This is a genomic window from Microcoleus sp. PH2017_24_DOB_U_A (assembly GCF_020738205.1).
GTDB lineage: Bacteria > Cyanobacteriota > Cyanobacteriia > Cyanobacteriales > Microcoleaceae > Microcoleus.
On the sequence record NZ_JAEQCT010000020.1, the window covers coordinates 14,764 to 31,992 of the forward strand.

23 protein-coding genes and 1 pseudogene are annotated in these 17,229 nt (G+C 44.4%); 22 read left to right on the top strand and 2 right to left on the bottom strand.

The features are described 5' to 3' along the window. Positions 1 to 362 precede the first annotated feature (362 nt). On the bottom strand, positions 363 to 653 hold the full coding sequence (locus JGK07_RS03055) for a hypothetical protein (protein WP_293242326.1): 291 nt from the start codon (positions 651 to 653) through the stop codon (positions 363 to 365). A gap of 199 nt (positions 654 to 852) precedes the next feature. After that, the gene (locus JGK07_RS03060; protein ID WP_293242323.1) at positions 853 to 1,128 is read right to left on the bottom strand and encodes a hypothetical protein; all 276 of its coding nucleotides are present in this window, start codon (positions 1,126 to 1,128) and stop codon (positions 853 to 855) included. A gap of 197 nt (positions 1,129 to 1,325) precedes the next feature. Between JGK07_RS03060 and JGK07_RS03065 the strand changes: the two genes are divergently transcribed. The 22 genes and pseudogenes from JGK07_RS03065 (at position 1,326) to JGK07_RS03170 (ending at position 17,099) form a co-directional block, all read left to right on the top strand. After that, on the top strand, positions 1,326 to 1,673 hold the full coding sequence (locus JGK07_RS03065) for a hypothetical protein (RefSeq protein ID WP_293242320.1): 348 nt from the start codon (positions 1,326 to 1,328) through the stop codon (positions 1,671 to 1,673). Then, positions 1,670 to 2,284, top strand: a complete 615-nt coding sequence (locus JGK07_RS03070) for a hypothetical protein (protein ID WP_293242317.1) — start codon at positions 1,670 to 1,672, stop codon at positions 2,282 to 2,284. The genes JGK07_RS03065 and JGK07_RS03070 overlap by 4 nt, the downstream gene beginning before the upstream one ends. Then, positions 2,281 to 2,466 carry a hypothetical protein gene (locus JGK07_RS03075; protein ID WP_293242314.1) on the top strand — a complete coding sequence of 62 codons (186 nt, stop codon included), beginning with the start codon at positions 2,281 to 2,283 and terminating at the stop codon, positions 2,464 to 2,466. Before JGK07_RS03070 ends, JGK07_RS03075 begins: the two co-directional genes overlap by 4 nt. Positions 2,467 to 2,579: 113 nt before the next feature. Next, on the top strand, positions 2,580 to 2,936 hold the full coding sequence (locus JGK07_RS03080; protein WP_293242311.1) for a hypothetical protein: 357 nt from the start codon (positions 2,580 to 2,582) through the stop codon (positions 2,934 to 2,936). Beyond that, a complete protein-coding gene (locus JGK07_RS03085; protein WP_293242308.1) occupies positions 2,908 to 3,519 on the top strand; it encodes a hypothetical protein in 612 nt (203 codons plus the stop codon). Before JGK07_RS03080 ends, JGK07_RS03085 begins: the two co-directional genes overlap by 29 nt. 197 nt (positions 3,520 to 3,716) lie before the next feature. Next, positions 3,717 to 4,061, top strand: coding sequence for a hypothetical protein (locus JGK07_RS03090; RefSeq protein WP_293242305.1), 345 nt, complete (start codon positions 3,717 to 3,719; stop codon positions 4,059 to 4,061). Beyond that, entirely contained in the window at positions 4,054 to 4,362 is a 309-nt protein-coding gene (locus JGK07_RS03095; RefSeq protein WP_293290720.1) for a hypothetical protein, read from the top strand. The genes JGK07_RS03090 and JGK07_RS03095 overlap by 8 nt, the downstream gene beginning before the upstream one ends. Position 4,363: 1 nt before the next feature. Beyond that, the gene (locus tag JGK07_RS03100) at positions 4,364 to 4,642 is read left to right on the top strand and encodes a hypothetical protein (RefSeq protein WP_293242299.1); all 279 of its coding nucleotides are present in this window, start codon (positions 4,364 to 4,366) and stop codon (positions 4,640 to 4,642) included. Between the two features lie 92 nt (positions 4,643 to 4,734). After that, positions 4,735 to 4,959, top strand: a complete 225-nt coding sequence (locus JGK07_RS03105; protein WP_293242296.1) for a hypothetical protein — start codon at positions 4,735 to 4,737, stop codon at positions 4,957 to 4,959. Continuing rightward, positions 4,949 to 5,251 (top strand): hypothetical protein, encoded by a 303-nt coding sequence (locus JGK07_RS03110; RefSeq protein ID WP_293242293.1) that lies wholly within the window; start codon positions 4,949 to 4,951, stop codon positions 5,249 to 5,251. Before JGK07_RS03105 ends, JGK07_RS03110 begins: the two co-directional genes overlap by 11 nt. 121 nt (positions 5,252 to 5,372) lie before the next feature. Then, positions 5,373 to 5,621 (top strand): hypothetical protein, encoded by a 249-nt coding sequence (locus tag JGK07_RS03115; RefSeq protein ID WP_293242290.1) that lies wholly within the window; start codon positions 5,373 to 5,375, stop codon positions 5,619 to 5,621. A 4-nt stretch (positions 5,622 to 5,625) separates the two neighbouring features. Then, a complete protein-coding gene (locus JGK07_RS03120) occupies positions 5,626 to 5,997 on the top strand; it encodes a hypothetical protein (RefSeq protein ID WP_293242287.1) in 372 nt (123 codons plus the stop codon). Between the two features lie 11 nt (positions 5,998 to 6,008). Then, positions 6,009 to 6,371 (top strand): hypothetical protein, encoded by a 363-nt coding sequence (locus JGK07_RS03125; protein ID WP_293242284.1) that lies wholly within the window; start codon positions 6,009 to 6,011, stop codon positions 6,369 to 6,371. Continuing rightward, the gene (locus tag JGK07_RS03130) at positions 6,368 to 7,171 is read left to right on the top strand and encodes a hypothetical protein (protein WP_293242281.1); all 804 of its coding nucleotides are present in this window, start codon (positions 6,368 to 6,370) and stop codon (positions 7,169 to 7,171) included. The genes JGK07_RS03125 and JGK07_RS03130 overlap by 4 nt, the downstream gene beginning before the upstream one ends. Positions 7,172 to 7,173: 2 nt before the next feature. Then, on the top strand, positions 7,174 to 7,641 hold the full coding sequence (locus JGK07_RS03135; RefSeq protein ID WP_293242278.1) for a hypothetical protein: 468 nt from the start codon (positions 7,174 to 7,176) through the stop codon (positions 7,639 to 7,641). Beyond that, entirely contained in the window at positions 7,566 to 9,503 is a 1,938-nt protein-coding gene (locus tag JGK07_RS03140; protein WP_293242275.1) for a hypothetical protein, read from the top strand. The genes JGK07_RS03135 and JGK07_RS03140 overlap by 76 nt, the downstream gene beginning before the upstream one ends. 5 nt (positions 9,504 to 9,508) lie before the next feature. After that, on the top strand, positions 9,509 to 9,742 hold the full coding sequence (locus JGK07_RS03145) for a hypothetical protein (RefSeq protein WP_293242272.1): 234 nt from the start codon (positions 9,509 to 9,511) through the stop codon (positions 9,740 to 9,742). A gap of 2 nt (positions 9,743 to 9,744) precedes the next feature. Then, on the top strand, positions 9,745 to 10,035 hold the full coding sequence (locus tag JGK07_RS03150; RefSeq protein WP_293242269.1) for a hypothetical protein: 291 nt from the start codon (positions 9,745 to 9,747) through the stop codon (positions 10,033 to 10,035). Between the two features lie 175 nt (positions 10,036 to 10,210). Next, positions 10,211 to 11,083 carry a 3'-5' exonuclease gene (locus tag JGK07_RS03155; RefSeq protein WP_293242266.1) on the top strand — a complete coding sequence of 291 codons (873 nt, stop codon included), beginning with the start codon at positions 10,211 to 10,213 and terminating at the stop codon, positions 11,081 to 11,083. 78 nt (positions 11,084 to 11,161) lie between these two features. Continuing rightward, on the top strand, positions 11,162 to 11,623 hold the full coding sequence (locus tag JGK07_RS03160) for a hypothetical protein (RefSeq protein ID WP_293242263.1): 462 nt from the start codon (positions 11,162 to 11,164) through the stop codon (positions 11,621 to 11,623). Positions 11,624 to 11,762: 139 nt separating this feature from the next. Further along, positions 11,763 to 11,873: pseudogene (locus tag JGK07_RS03165) on the top strand (element excision factor XisI family protein); the annotation flags it as partial. Positions 11,874 to 11,951: 78 nt separating this feature from the next. Continuing rightward, positions 11,952 to 17,099 (top strand): hypothetical protein, encoded by a 5,148-nt coding sequence (locus JGK07_RS03170; RefSeq protein WP_293290723.1) that lies wholly within the window; start codon positions 11,952 to 11,954, stop codon positions 17,097 to 17,099. Positions 17,100 to 17,229 lie beyond the last annotated feature (130 nt).

The window sequence follows — 17,229 nt, forward strand, 5'->3', positions numbered from 1 at the left end:
AATCCTCTCTCGCTACTCATAGCGCTGCTAACTGGTTTTTGTGAAAAAACCCGCTATATGTAGAAGAGACGGCCCTGCTTTCACTACCGTGATATTTACATAGGTGTAAATTTTGCAGTAATCGCAGATATCGATTATGATGAATCTAAATAATTTTAAATTTGTTTGTCTGCCGTCTCTTCAATAGATAGCGGACTCTTTTTTTTGTCTGGTCTGGTTGCTGCGGGCTTTTCGGTGGTTTTGAAGAGCCCTAATTCCATGATTTAATAGACACCCCCAAATTTTAAACTTGAACGTGTTACTTGGATTGCTAGCTGGCAAGGAATTTGGGAATCGAAAAATTCCAATTTTGGGGATAGTAATTAACCCGGTTCATCCTGTGCCCCCGGAATTCTCCAAGGATCGATGCCGTGTTCCCTAAGTAAGCGCTCGTAGTAATCGCACTCAAAGATCGTACCCGTGTAACCTTCACCCAATAAGCTTTCGCCGGCGTTTGAGCGTAAGAAATCGGACACGTTGCGTCGGGATAAGCCCGCTGCTTCAACTACTTGTGTCTGACTCATCCGATATGACCCATCTGGCAACATGAACCCATCGACTGTTAGGGAACCTATTTGCACTGCGGCCCGAACTGCTCTCACTGATTCAGTCATGACATCCTCACTTTGACGCTTTGCCTGCAAAATATTGGGTATACACCAAACCTTCGATAGGTGAGTTGGGCGTCTATACACCGACAGTTCAACCTAGTTTTTTAAGTAACAAGCGCGATCGCCAGAGCACGTCACCCCCCTGGAATTGCAAGTTTTTGCCTCGTGTCAATTTGTGGCAGCGCCAGTTTCTAACTTTTTCTCAATCTGAGACTTCGCTGATATCCTCTGGCTCCAATTTTTTTGCATCTCCCTTGAGAATTTGATTCCACAGCTCTTTCCCTGATATTCCCCGCTTCGCTGCGAGGTATTCAATTCGCGCTCGAATCCGCTCCTCCCGTTCTTGCAGCTTTACACAGAGCAGCGAATTAGCTTGGCTAGAAATTGGGCGGGCGTTGATCCAGCTATCGATCTTTAATATGTCGTCGTAGTATTCGCCCAATGGTGCTACGTGCAATCGGTCATCCTTGCGTGCCATAAATTCTACCAATATTTTTACTTTATTATCTCATTTCTGTTGCAATAGTGGTGCATTTGTGGAGCAATGTTAAGATTGGCTCACGAATGGCTCATATATTTGTACCACTATTGCACCTATATTGTCCCTATGTAATGATTGATTTGCGAGCCAGTTAAGAGCCTGGTTCACAAAATCGCCAGCAACCAGCCCATGTCATGAACAGCCTGCCATTACCGGAGGACATCTCCTATATATCTCGCAACGAAGCGTTGGAATTGCTGTATATCAGTAAATCTCAATTAAAACGAGATGTTGCGGTGCTTCAAAGATTGGAGCCGATTGGCTGGTACTACCAAGCAAACAGTCGCGGGTTTCGTAGAGAGGCGATCGAAATTCTTTGGGAGTTTCGGCAACTGGTTCAAACTATGGGTCGCAAGGAGGCGATCGCCCAAATCAATCAATTAATAGAAAAAAACTGCAAACAAACCAAATCCCGCCCCTCTGACTTGCAATCTTCTAGGGCGGGGTCTGGCACATCAACAAGGATGCTCCGACCATCATGACACAACCACAGATACCGATACCCATTGAAGCAGCCGCACCTTTCTTGGCAGCACCTGCACCCGCACCCGCACCAGAACCGGATACAACAACTGCCGCTTTGTACCGCCAGTTGTTGACATCACTTAACGCGATGCCACACCAGGAACTGAGCGCCCTGATGGAAGCCTCCGTCTATTCATTCCGTCAAAGCGATACCCTCACCCGCGCTATCAAAGAATGCGGGACGATCGAATTGTTCGGGGATAAGTGGCCTTTGACTTTTGACTTCTTGCCAACATCCGCTGAAGCTTTGAGTTTGGTGCGAGCGATCGCCGACCAATTCTCGATCCGCCAACTCCATCCATGCTGGCAAAAACTTCTAACCACCAGCACCGACATCCAGAAGAAGGCGCTCATCGAAGCTATCGCCTACGCCCAGCACTACTCGTGCAAGGTGTTGGAAGCGGTGTCCGAATGCGAGTTCTTAGATTTGTTCCTAACATCTGAACATTTAAATGTTTGGATGTCTGAGAGTGAAGCGCTGCAAATGATTCGCTTGCTCTCGGGTTCTTTGTTAGTCCAAAGTTCAGAGACATTGCCCAATGTCGGTGACGGGAGGGACGATCGATGAGAGCACTCAAAAGCCATCAAATCCAATGGAGCGTCACCGTCACCCGCAAGTACAACCCGCCTCGGGAGATTAGAGTTTTCGGGCGATCGCAGCAGGAAGCCATATTAAGTGCAGTTTCCTCTGCCCGCGAAGTCTGGGGGATTTGGGATGCTAAATCGTTTAGCGTCCCGGTGAGACAATAATTTTTTTTAAATTCTTGGTTAGCTACTTCGGGCAACTCCGCAAATAGCTAACCAAAGAATCAGACTTTTGGGCTAAGTAGCTAACAAATAGCTAACAATTTGCTAACCAGAAAATGCCAACACCTAAAAAACCTGTAGATGTAGCAGTTTTCAACAGCACGCAAGGCAAGTGGCAGCATCCAAGTTACTTTCGAGCAGAGGTCAGGGTCATTCTAGGCAATCCGGGTAAACCGATGCCAGAAGCTACTTTCAAGACCAGACTCGCGCTTTTGGAAGCAGAATGCCCAGAGTTTCAAAGAGCACCTTACCGGCGGACATTTTCTCCATTTCATTTGAATTGCTTGTTAACCTTAGAAACCTGGATACAGCAAGCCAACCGCTGCATTGCAACTGTCCGAGAACGATTAACAGAAGAAGGATTACCGACTCATGAATATGAATATGAATGCGAACACCGAACTAACAATTGAGCGCCGCGATATCAAAGTCAAATGGGGACTCAACAAAGTTTCGGACGTGACCAACGCGCGCAAAGCTTTAGGACACCCAGATTGGCAAAACTCTAAGTTCAGCGAAGAAGATAGCGCTGAACTCGACCTCTATTTCGAGCTGGTACTCAACCAACGAATTGCACCGCATTCGGCGCTAGAACAAATAGCGAGCACTCGCAACGGACGCGGGGAATACTGCAACGACATTGACTCAGATGCGATTGCCGGTGAGTCCAAGCGCGATGCTAACGAAGAAAAAAGCGGAGCAATCCAAGCGATAGAGGGAATGACCCGCGAAGCATCCTTGGGGATGGCCGATGTTGCGGTGGCGGTGAGCGACCAAATGCTAGATGCTTTTAAGATTTCTCTCAGCGCCCATCTGACAAGTGGATTGACCGAGCTCGCATCTCAAATTCGAGGTAACTTTGGTGTCCTTACGACGGCAGTGAAAACAGCCCCTTTGGACTTGCGGGATGCAAATCTACCAGTCCCAAAGCCTGCGTTACCAATCGAGCCAGCACCGCAACAGCAGCAGCAGAGGATATTGCCAGGACTCTGGTAAAGGCTCACCAGGAGTTAGGAGAAGCCCTAGCTCTGCAACAGGCAAAGCGTGAAAAAGTATTGTTTCAGCTAATCTTTTTCCTGAGCCTGAGATGCGGGGGCAACAAACAAATTAAAACAACTGAGTTGCCCCTGAACACAAATGCTGAAGATACAATCGCCTTAATGAGGTTTTTGTAAGTATTTTTGGAGAAAATAATGTTGATTTCAGTATGCAATCGAGAAGTCCTTCATTGGCACGACGACACTTATGTTTTTGTTTACAACTCAGCCAACGAATGCCAGCGCTTTTGTCAAATCAAAGACCTCAGCCTGTATTACATGAAGGAGCAAATTTTAAGGTTTGGTGCTGAAAAAGTCTTCTTGGAGCCAGCAGACGAGAACAAAAATCTCTGCATTCCCAAAGAGAAGTATTTTCCTCCCGAATGCGTGGGCCCTGAAGAATGCACGTATCCAGGGGTTTGCTATCGGTTTGAAACAGAACAACAGGACTATGAGTGTCGCGAGGGACACGAATGCTTAGGAGGAGATGACAATGATTGAAAGCTTTGGATTCGTTGAAATGTACTCAATCGTTCCCTTAAAGCTTTGGAAAACCATCAAATATACGTTGGTCGCAATTAGCTCTCGTTGCCGTGCTGGTAGGAGGATGTGCTTGATTAAAATCAGAGAAGTTATGGCAACAATTCACTATGCTGAGTCGGGCAGAAAAGAGCAAGAGTTAGTGCATTTCCTTTTTACTGAAGACAATGAAAAGTATCAGCTTTTAAAAGCATACTGCGTCGAGTACGGCTATGTAATTTTTTACAAGCCGACTAATGAAATTCTTCTCAAGGGGTACTAAAATGCTGAATTGGTTGACGGATTGGTTCATTCACAAGGTCGTAGACGGACAGCGGTATCAAATGCTCGATATAGATGGAGTCTACGAATTAAAAATCATCAGCTACCGCAGCGGTCAACACTACGGCAATGTTTATCAAAACGGCGAACTTATCAATTGCATTCAGGGCGAAAACCGTCAACAAATTATCGACAAAGCCCAAATCATTGCAGACGCACAGGTAGCAGAAGCAGCTCGTGCTGTGGTTCGATATGCTGCACAAAATTCAGCAGTCGATTGAATGAACAATGTGAAAAAGATTTCATAGTTACAAGCCGCAATTTTACACCCGAAAATCAACCGTAGAAAACCTACTTACCTTGAGGAAAACCAATGAATTTATATCCAAATGAAAATACTGATTTCTCCGAATTAACAGAATCGGCATCCATTAGCAATAACTTAGCCGTACCGATTCCGAAAACAGTTATTACTCACAACTTGTCTGTTCCTACTCCTCAACCCGACGTTAGCCCAAATTTGACAGCATCATTCATCCATATTTTGATGCCAACCGATAAATCTGAACAAACTATCGAGGTGCAAAATGTTGACTAAAGTGTTTAATCTGCTGCCGGTGGAAGTTGTCGATAGGATAGCAAGCGCTGGATTCAATAACCTCCAGGAGCGAGGTGCAATTAGAACTTGGATAGTTGGATATACAGACGAAAGAGAAATTACTTTTGAATGTAGAGGATTGTCTGTCCAAGCAATAAAACATCGTGATTTTTGGGAGTGGAGGGTCATCGATACCGTTGGAATTGACATAATTAAGTCAGGAAAATCTACCACACGAGAAGAAGCAATAACGGCTGCTGAAGCGTGGATACATTGGTGGTTGGCTAATTAGATTGCACTCAAAATAATGAACTCGAACAACCAGCAATCAGCAACGATTTGACTCAGGAATCGATCCACCTTTTGATGTCTCCTGAAGAGAACAACGATCCTGAAAAATTGAGGTAACAATTATGTCAGAAAAACTCTCTGTAATTTGTGCGTCAATCCTGTTTGCAGCCATTCCGGTAATGCTGGTTTATTTGGTCAAGTCTTCTTACCACGACGGTTACAAGCAAGCCGTCAAGGATTTACCGCCTACGGTAGTTCAAGTATCCCAGAATATCGACAACAGCACTCACAATCACTATCAATTTGCACCGTCATTGGGGAGTAAGCAATTAATGCTGAATCAACTAGATTACTCAGTTTTGTGGAGCTAACAAGATGTACCAAATTGAAACGATAGAGGAACTCTTTGCAACCAACAATCCAGAATGCTGGAAAGCCTACATTCCCTCGTTCATTGAATTGTACGTGCGGAAGTCATCTATAACGGCATTGGGGGTAGTTTTAACTAGAGACAACATCCCCGCGCTCATGTCAGAAATGGTTAGCGACAAAGCAGCGCGAACTTGGTTGGATCTGTGGCAAGAATTAACTAACCAATACAAAGAATTTGAGATTCCGATATCGCTCCTCAATGCAGCCGTTCGGTACAAAGAAACCAAGGGCGACAGACGGGTGCTGATGGCGCTTCCTCGCGAATTGAGGGATTTACTGCAACCGTTAGTTGCTTCACAAAAACCAAAGAATTAGGAGGCAATAGAATGCTGGATAAAATTGCGAATTTGTTACCGACAGCTACCCTATTTGCCATTCACGGTGCTGCTTTTAGTGAATTGAGAAATCGGGGTGAAATCATTGAGAATGACAGATCCCAAGCCGCAGAACCAGAACCCGATGGCTCTTTCTATTATCTGGGAGTGAGAATCAAGATTGTTGTTGAAAAAGATTTTGCGGGCTGGTACGTTTACGACGGCGATTGCGACCCAATCGAAATGGGAGTTGAAGGGAATGAGGATAGAGCTTTTTGTTCGGCAACGCAATGGGCTGATTGGTATCTATCTGGTGAATGGAAGCACGGGACAAACGCAGTTAAAGTAGCACAAAGTAAAGGAGAAAAACCGTGAATGCAATTGTCAAATACACAGGCGGTGGAGCCATCGCACCGGCCCTAGTGGGAAAAGTCAAAGCATTTGATAGCGCACCCGAAATGCTGACTTCCTTTCAGGGATACTACGGCTTTGACCCCTCAGCCTTTGCCGGGATGTCCGAGGAAGAATTGGGGGCATTTGTAGATTCAGTTGAAGAAATCAAGTTTCTGATTGACAACCTCGATAAGTTGGAAAAACACGTCAATGACTATATTAATGGTGTTGTAAAGTACAACGAGTTTATTGCCCGCTGCGTCAAAGCCGGTGCTAATGGCATGGAGAAGATCGATCGAGCCACCCTCGACGTATTCTTGGCATGGAAAGGTTGGGAAGCCAATACTAAAAAGCTAGCCAAAGATTCGGATGTTGGCGTCAGACTTCTCGACCAAGAAGTTATCGACTACAGTGATTTAGCGGAATACGACCTTGAGATTTCTCTTCAGATTGTGGCTAACAGATTAGTCCGCCAAAAAGAGACGCTATCGAGAAAACCTGATAAAGAAGCAGCAAACTTTGAGGAGCGACAAGTAGCTCAAGAGGCAAAAAGTGAAGAGAGAAATAGAATAAAAGATTTGTTCGCTTACGGTACTCGTGGCAAATATGGCTTGTCATCATCGACTAGCAAACAATTAAGTCCTGCCAATACCGCAACCAATAACGCAACTAATTATGCAACCACTAGCGCCACCAATAACGCCACCAATAACGCTGCCAATAAAAGCGGTTGGCTAAGAAATTGGGGCGGTAAAGCCTTTGACTTTTTCTCAGGTAAATAACCATGCAGTTGCCACCATTTCTCATCCCCAAACCTCAAACTCCGACCGTTGCTCCACAGCAATCACAACTCCCAGAATTTGAAGAATCAGACCAATGCCGGTTGATCAAAAACTTAAACAGTCTCTGCGGTCAAGGATTCTGGTTTGCGGTTGGACTATCCATCGCTCACGTTGCGAGGATTGTCGGTGCTCCTGTAATGCTCGTCGCAGTGATTTTACTAGCTGGTGGTTTGTTCGCAGTCAAACCGAAAAATCCTACACCCTACTTGCTGTCGATGCGTCGGATTAGCGGGTTGGTGGTGATTGTCGGAACTGCGGTTGCATTTTGGGATGCGGCGTGGTTGCTAGCAAATATGCCTTTGGTTGTAGGCTTCGGCTTTAGAGTAACAACAGTGTGGCAGCTTGGGGTGATAGTCGGTTTGTCGGTGGTGCTGATGAAGTTGGTTGCATTGCTGCGGAGGAATCGATGAAAAGTGCGATCGCTATTTTGATTGCGGGCATCGGATGCACCGGACTTAGTTTGTTCGGCTACTTCGACAAACACGTCAGTTACTGCAACCCTGCTACAAATCCTTGTACGCCTGTTATAGTATCGGGTTCAAAGTATCCCAAGAATGCCAAGTTTGTGAAGCTGTATCAAGGTTGGGGGCTGCTGCGGACAGCATCTGGTGCAGTTGCTGCCATCAGCTTCGGTGCAGCCTATTTTGCATCCAGTGCAGCATCGGTAAAGCAGAGGAAGATAGATGAATCGAATGCTCTTGAGGAAGCGCGGCTGAAGCAGTTAGAGGCAACAACCAGCGATATTTTGGATGGCGAAGAAATCCAGAAAACAGCGATTGCCGCTGATTTGAGAGTCAAGGACTTCAAACGAGAACTCTATGACGGCTACAACACACTTTATTTAGAGAAGAACCCCGAACTGTTGGATGCTTTGACAACCCCTAAATCTTTGCCCGCTTCAATGGAATCAAAGTCTCAGGAAGTTGAAGATGCCCAAGTCGAACAAAACGCAGCACCCGCACTCCTGAGCAATCAATTGTTGGGTGTAGAATTACCAATAACTCCGGATTTAGGTGTTAAATTCTTTGATTGGAAACAGTTTAGGGATACTCCTGAGATGTTTCCCCACATTAGAGGAGTTGCACCCACCAACGGTGGAAAAACCACGCTCTTTGATTGGCTAATGGATGTGATACCATCCCAGAGAAAAACAGTCATCACCATCAAACGCAAACCGCATCAATGGACTGGATTAGAGGTAATTGGAGTTCCAGAGAATTATGATGCTATTCGTAAAACTTTGGAAAGTTTGCAGTCTGAGAGAATCCGGCGTACTGCATTGATGGCAAAGGGAATTGATTTCCCCATGTGGAATGTGGGCATTGATGAATGGAGAGTGATTAGCAAGAATATCAAAGCAATTGTCGATCGCAAAACTAAGCAAATCGTATCGCCTTCTGCCAAACAGATTATGGGCGATATGATTACTCTCGCCCGCGAACTCGGCATCCGCATCTTTGCTTTGGCTCAGGGGCGACAAGTAGTGACCTGGGGATTAGAGGATGAGAGCGATTTGGCAGAGTGTTTTTGCAGCATTTATATGGGTAGATTCGCCCTAGAGGAGTGTGAAAAGTATCGCAACAAATATCCCAAGGATTCGGAACAATACGCCAAGTATCAGCAAGTACGGGATTACTTGGAATCGCTGGGGAATCGGGCTGCGTGGATTAGCTGCGAGTTGGGTGAATTCCCGGCAATCGTACCCGATTTGAGCGAATGGAAACGAGAGATTCCGAAACCGCCATCTCAAACAGAAAATTCCGTAAATACTGAAACAGTTCAAACAACTGAATTGGCGCTCCCCCAGGAAATTGAAGAATCCAAAAAAATGTGGCAACTAGCCAAGAAACGACTGATTGAATCCTGGAATGAGGATTTGAATGCGGGTGAAGTTACTGCACCCGATGATACTTTTACTTCATCGCCTAATGAAGCAGAAAAAGTAACGGGTGAAGCTGGTGAAGTATTGCCAGAGTTGGATTGCAGCACTACTTCACTACTTCCAGAAGTCGAGCGCTCGAAGGCGTTGGCGAGGGTGATGCCGCTTCTGAGCAATCGGGGAAGCAGTGAAGTCGAGCGAGTTAGTGAAGCAATCGCCCTGATTCCCACCGAGCCAGATAGAGCGCTTTGGTTGAGCTTAAAAATCCTCAAGTTGGGAGTGACCGCAACCAGCAGGGATGTATTTGGCTGCGGTACGGGAGGCAAGGCATTTGCAAAAGCTAAACATTGGTACGATTTGCTCGAATCAATCTTTGGCAAAATAGTGGAGTAACTGACGTGAAATTACCTAAATTACCCTGGCAGAAATCGGATAACAAAGACGAGACTTTAGAACTTTACCGCAAAGCCTTAGCAGCTTACGCAGACCCCGCGAATTGGAGCGATGTTAGTTGTTACGGACATTTGAAACCGAGAAGGTGGAAAGGCGGTGGAGATGGTGCAGATTTGGCACGAGTAGCTTTGCAACAAACCGAGAATAGTGCAGAACTAAAGTTAACTAAGGAGGATTAACAATGAAAATTACAGGAAAGAACGGCAAACCTTTGTACGGTGCTGCTAGAGAAGCGGTTATCAGGAAACAGACCCAAACCAATTGGCACAATGAAGAAGAAACAGCGATACTTTTTCAAGCTCTTGACGAACGCATAGCTAGAATGGAACGCAGGCAAAGCCAAGCTCCACTAACTCTCGTTACTGCATTGATAGTTGGATGTGCCTTTGGAACCATCATAAAACCGAATTTAGCAGCAATTGTAGTGGGTGCTGGGGCTGCGGGATTGGTGGTTTCGATTGGCAAGCAGTAACATAAATTTGATAAAATAATTAGATTGTCGTTTAGTTTTGCAGCGGCGACTCATCCCCCTATCTGGGGGTTTTCTATTTTGATAGTGCTGTGAGAGTTGGTTATTGTGTGGGTTCTCCCGTGCCACCAACCGAGCTATATTTTGAATATGCTGTTTTGATATCGGGATATCAAATATGGATCTGGCAAAGTACAGTTGGTGGGGTGAATCCAACGAGCCACCAGAACACCTAAAAACTAAAAAACAGTTGGGAGAGTTGGGTCTTTCACCTCTAAAAGCGGTGGCAGTTATCAAAACTCAAAAATACGACGTGCTCCTCTACGACCCCAACAATCCTGAATGCTGCCGACCAAAAAGGAAATCATCTCCTAAACAATTGGAAACTTTAGCCGCCAACCGCCTCAAAGCCCAAATCAAGCGGGATTATCGAGAATGGTATCGGGAAGTGGGTTTTATCGAAAGAGATAGGGTAAGAGCGGTGAAGTGGGCAAGAGAACAATTAACCCACAACAATTGGGTGTTTCTCGATACCGAAACAACTGGATTGGACGATGCTGAGATTGTGGAGATTGCAATTGTCGATCGCACTGAAGAAACCTTGCTCGATACTCTCATCAAACCCTCAATTCCCATCCCCCCAGAAGCAGCAGAATTTCACGGCATAACTGACGAAATGGTAGTCGATGCTCCGAGTTTCCCCACAGTCTATCCCCGCATCGCTGAAATCCTTAAAGATAAACGGATTTTGATATACAATGCCGAATTCGATATTAAAATATTGAATTACTGCTGCCACCTTCACCACTTGCCAATTTTAAAGCTCAAAAAACGCTCCGAGTGCCTTATGGAATGGGCGGCACAGTGGGGAGGTGATTGGAGCTATTATTACAAAGATTATAAGTATTTTCCTTTACCGAGCGGGAACCATCGAGCGCTGGGAGATTGCACGGCTGCTTTTGAGCTTATTAAACTAATGGCAGCGGATTCGGATCGAATCAATTGCCCCGTCCCGATTCCTGAGAGTAAGCGCAAATCCAAAAGTCAATGACGCCGCCTTCTTCGGGAGAGAATGCCAGCAGTCTGGGAGAAGAAGTTTATGATAAAAATTGGAGTTATCCCCAAAACAATGACAAACCCCGAGCCCGTTGACTATGCTGCTCTTATCCGCGCTGTGACTCCCAACAGCGAACGAAAGCATCCTGAGTGGCTAGACCCCGGACAGCAGCTCTTTTCACCCAAGTACGGACAAGGCGAGGTTATGTCTTGGATGGGTAACACACTTATAGTGAAGTTTCCCGGATACTCGGTTCCCGTTCTATACAAAGATTGGCAGCAAGCTCTTGAAAGGAGTGAAATCGCCCCTGGGGAGGCATCTAAAACACCTGAATCCTCATCCGAATCTGAAGAAAATGGTGCAGGTGAAATACAGTCTGCTAGCTTTTCTCAGGTAAGTGCAGCAGAAATTGCCGCTATTCCTCAACCCAAATTTAGAGCGATCGCGAAAGAGTTAGCTTCACATCTTAGCGCTGTTCGCATTACCCCTCCCGCCTCTGGTTCATTGTACGCAATTCCCAAAGACTTGCCCTGAGCCTTACAAAATGCTCTTCGGGGATTGGGAATTGAGGAACTGTATTCGCATCAAATTAATGCCTTAGATTGCCTGCGTCAAGGCTGCGATTTAAGTATTGTGACTCCCACAGCATCGGGAAAAACGCTATGATGGAACCGAAGACGCAATTGCCGATTGGTTAGTAGCAAAGGGAGTGCCGAAGCAAGACATTGTGCTGGCATATCATGCGCCTCACGTGCGGCAGTATACAGAGTTTGCTTTGGGGTGATATATCTGTGGGCGATCGATGGGGTGAAAAGCTAAGATAAAGAAGTCAAGCGGAAGAAGACTGGAACACGGAAGATAAATGCCTGAGTCAGCAAAGCAGCAAAGTAACCCTTTTTCTACAGGTGGTGGTGGACAAAATTTTGAAACGCGGGTTCAAGCAGCCTTCACTGTTCTTATGTTGTCAGGTAGGCTTGGGCCCTGCCTACCTCCTTTCCCAATCACTAAGATCAAACTACAAGGGCGTTACGCTGGCTTTAACACCGATGATTTCATTGTATTCTCCAAACAGCCAGAAACAGAGAAAAAAGCAAAGCTGTTGGCTCAAATAAAACATGACATTAGCATCACGGCAGGAGATGCAACTTTCGCTGAAGTAATTCAAAGTACCTGGAATGATTTCAGTGACGAAAGTTTTGACTATAACACCGATGCCCTTGCTCTTATTACAGGTCCTTTGAGTGCAACTGACATAAACGATGTGCGACCTATTCTGGAATGGGCAAGACATTCTGAGAATGAGGAAGAATTTTTTACCAAAATCAATACTCCTAATTTTAGTAGCGATGCAAAAAGAAAAAAGCTAGAAGCATTCAAAACGCATTTGAAGAATGCGAATGGCAAAAATGATGATGTTCCTGACAGGCAAGTATGGGAATTCTTAAAAGTTTTTCATATCATTGGCTATGATTTAGATACAGAATCAGGGAGTACATTGTCCTTGCTTCACTCCCTAATTGCCCAGTATTCAAATGAAGCTGCGCCATTTTTATGGACGAGAGTTATTGATGCGGTTCAAACTGCAAACCAGAACGCAGGAACACTCACTTTAGAAAGTTTGCCGGAAGACATTCGGACTGCATTTAGTACGGTTAATTCTTCTAGTTGGTCATCGGATGTCACTAAGCTAAAGAAACATGGGAATTACATTTTAGATGGCATAAGAACTACTATTGGTGAAATTCACATTAAGCAATCAGACGCATTTGCTCAATTACTCAGCTTGACTGAAACCTCAAGTTTCCTTTTTGTGTCTGGTGAACGCGGGGCTGGAAAGTCTAGTCTAATACGAGAATTTTCAGACTATATAGGCAGACGTGCTCCTATCTTCTGTTTACGCACAGAGGATTTAGATCGAACCCACCTCGATAACGTGTTTTCAGCAATGGGCTTAAGAGGTTCGCTTCGCGATTTAGAAGCAGGTTTCGCTTTGATGCCAAAAAAATACTTGGTAATCGAATCGTTAGAAAAGCTTCTTGAGTTAGAAAAAACAACAGCATTCACAGATTTACTTCATTTATTGAAAAACCAGCAAGGTTGGACTGTGATTGCTACTGGTCGTGACTATGCATATCAACTAATAGCTTTTCATCATCTTCAGCCTCTGGGAATTAACTTTACAACACTTACATTGAGTGGCTTCAGTAATGACCAAGTTAAAAATTTATGTGAACAACTTCAACCTTTACAAAAACTTTCTGATAATCCAACTTTGAAGCTGTTGCTGAAATCTCCATTTTTTGCGGATTTAGCATATAGAGTTCTTCAAACTGGAACAGAGTTTACGCCTGAAGATGGTGAAAAGGAGTTTCGCAACGCAGTCTGGCGAGATGTGATTGCAAAAGAACAAGTCCGAGCAAACGGGATGCCACCTAAGCGGAAGCAAGCGTTTATCGACATTGCAGTCAGTCGGGCTAAGCAAATGGTTTATGGAGTTCCAGAGAATCAGTTTGATGGCGATGTTGTACTCAAGCTAGAAGAGGATAATTTAGTTCGTCGCGATTCCAAGAATAGTCTCGTTAGCCCAGCACACGACGTTCTAGAGGATTGGGCACTAGATCGATACATTGAGGATGCTTATCGGAAATACTCCAACAACACACAGAGTTTTCTTGATGCAATAGGTCATGAACCTGCAATGAACCGTGCGTTTCGCTTGTGGCTGCACCAAAAATTGAGGTACGGCGAGAACGTTGATAACTTTGTGCGCTCTGTTGTTAGTAGTCAAGATATCCAGAGATACTGGCAAGATGAAACTATCGCTGCGGTACTTCAAGGTGATAACCCAGATGATTTTCTCAGGCTGTTAAAGGAGCAACTTTTTTTAGAGAATGGGGAACTTTTTAAACGTTTCTGCTTCATTCTCCGAATCGCCTGTCAAACGCCGGATCAAACATTAACTTCCCAACTAAAAGAAAATGATGAAAAGGCTTTAGTTGATGCTTTGCTTCTTAAGCCATATGGTCAAGGCTGGAAAGCCATGATTTGCTTTCTGTTTGAAAAAAGAGATTCTTTGTTAGAGGGTTTAACCCCACATATAACAGCAGTCTTGAATGATTGGTCTTCTCTACTGAACCTAAGTGAGGATTTACCAGTACCAGCCCGTGAAGCAGGATTATTAGCCCTTCACCTATTAGCTCCTCTTAAAGAATCGTATAGAGATGATGGTGATAGGAAAAAACTACTTAGCATCATCATAAAAACCATTCCGGTAATACACAAAGAGTTTTTAGGACTTTTAGAAGCTGATGTTTTTGTGGATGAAACTGATGAGCGATCGCGCCGACCGCACTACGTTGAAGATTTTTGTGAAATGGCTTTTCAGGGCGTTGAAACAGCCTTCTTTTGCAAATACGCTCCAGACACACTAATCAAGCTGGCGCACTCTGAATGGTTAATTAAAAAGTCTGGGGAAGGTAACACATGCCAGTACAGAGAAACTATAGGTGTAAATCATTACTTTCGCCTCCGCGAACATCGGTATGAGTTTTCCCCTGCCAGTGGCGCTAAAGGTCCATTTCAACACCTTTTACGTTTCCACTCAAGAAAGGGCTTAGACTTTATTTTAGAATTACTTAATATTGCAGCAGAAGAATATGCCCACTCAGGCTTAGATGCACCAAATCGCCACTCACCGACACAACAAGACTGGTCAGAACTGGTGTTTGAACCATTGACTATCCAGTTAAATGATGGGACAAAAATTCAGCAGCATTACTCTGGTCGTTTGTGGGCTGCATATCGTGGACATTCTGTAGTTCCTTACCTGTTGCAGTCCGCTCTCATGGCGCTTGAGAACTGGCTAGTTGTATACATAGAGTATTTTGAATCAGACCAGTTAGAGTGGCTATTTGACTATATTTTGCAAAAGAGCAACTCTGTCATGCCTACAGCGGTTTTGGCTTCTGTAGCAACGGGTTTTCCTGAAAAAGTTGGCAAATCTGCGCTGCCACTTTTACGAACTCCCGAACTATATCATATGGATCGGAGTCGGATTGTTCGTGAGCAAGTCGGCAACGAAATTGATTGGCATCGTTCTGGCTTTCAAAGAGATGCGCTATCTCAACTTTACTCGGAAGAGAGACGTACTGCTGCACTGCGTCCGTGGCGAAGGGAGGATTTAGAAACACTTGTTGTACGCCTTCAGTGTTCAGAATGGAGAGATGAAGCGCTTGCTGCTATTGATGTGCTCCGTGCATCTGAACCTCTGGATGAGACGATGCGGTTCCTGTTGCATAGGATTGACAGTCGTGGCTGGAAACCTGTCGAAGATAAAGAGAACAATAGAATTATTTTCGAGCCTGAAGGTTTGGAATCTGACTTAAAGGATATTCAGCAGCAAACTCAAGAAATGATGCAGGTGCAAAACCGCTTCTGTACGCTATATCTATGGGCAAGAAAAACTTTTGAATACGAGTCCCTAGAGAATGAATACTACGCGACATGGCGTGAAGCTATTGCTGACGCGAAAGAGCTTTTTGAAAAACTCCAGGCTGGTACGGTAAATAATATAGCAATGCACTTTGGTGGCATTGTAATGGCGGCAGCAGTTTTTGTACGAGACAATTCAAGTGAATTAAATGAAGAGAATTTATTGTGGTGTGCTGAATTAATTATTCAAACAGTTACAGCAAATCCAGATGCAGACGATTCAACTGCAATTGCAGATGCAACAGATTATGATGGTGCAGCGGCTGCGGCATCTGTCCTTTCAATTTTATTGGACTTTGCTTTTAAAGAGAGCGAGGAGTTTATTGTTAAAAGGTTAATTGTCATTGCGCTAACACATATTAACGAGAATATTCGGCACAAAGCAGCGGAGGGTATTAGAAACCATCTCTGGCAAAGAGATCGTGAATTTGCTCAAAAATGTCTTATGGGAGCGCTTGAGTATGCCCGTTTTGAGCTTGAGCAGGATAACCAGATTGCAAGAAGACGAATATATTCTCTAGAGGGTGATGCAAGAGAGGTTGAAGTCGCTAAGCTACAAGTAAAAAAAGATAAATTTCGCGATCTATTTGCACGAGGCGAGCTTTTGACTGAAATTGAGCAAATTACTCTTCGATCGCACAGTTCATGGCATATTTTAAGCCCTTGCCTCATGATTCCAGATGGCTCAAGGGAACCAAGCCATATCAAATTGTTTTTGAAAATGCTGGCTCTCTTCTTTGAAGCTGAACAAGAGAATAAAAAGAATCAATCTGGTAGAGATGATAGGTTTAGAGATGATAGATTAAGAATAAATCATGAAGTTCGATCTAGCTTCACAAAACGTTTTTCTAAATATCTGTTTTGCTTGCATGAGTCAAAATTTGAAGACTATATTGAGCAGTTACAAATGGGTTGTGAAATAGCACCCATTTTTATGGATTATCTCCTCTTATGTGTTGCAGTAGAGGCTGAAATAACAGGTGAGAAGGAAGTTTACTGGCAACTATGGAAAGAATTATCGCAGGATGTACAAAAGATAGCTATTGAGGTTGCTGGCAACGACTCTGACTACAGGCAACGGGATAACAGGCGTCAGTTAATTCGCGGAATGTTAAAAGCTGATATAGGTTGGCAGAAAATTGATTATGAAACTCAAGATATTACGCTCGGAAAAGACTTGCTACTGGAGTTTGTCACGAATGCTGGAAAGAATCCAGACGTGTTTGAAGCGTTAGCCTCACTCATGTATCATTTCCCCTCAATTTTCTTTGAATCAGGAGTACACATCCTCTCGAAACATCAAAAGGATGAGGGCGGAACTCGTTTGCTCTCAGGGGTAAATACTGCATTCTACTTAGAGAGAGCAATTCAGGGTTTTTTACAGGTCGATCGAACTGGGCCTTTACCAAGAAGTATGCATGAATCTTGTTTTGTGTTGCTTAATGCTATCGTCGAGACTGCTTCATCAAGGGCGTATTATCTTCGAGAACATCTAATTCGCTCTCGCAAGATTTTGTGAAAAAAGTCACGAAGCTCTAATGAGCCCCTCCAGCACCAGCACCAGGTTTCACCTTTTTAAAACCCAAAATCGCAATCCCGCTTAACAGCAAAGCAATCCCCACAAAGTAAAAACAATCGTTAAAAGCCAT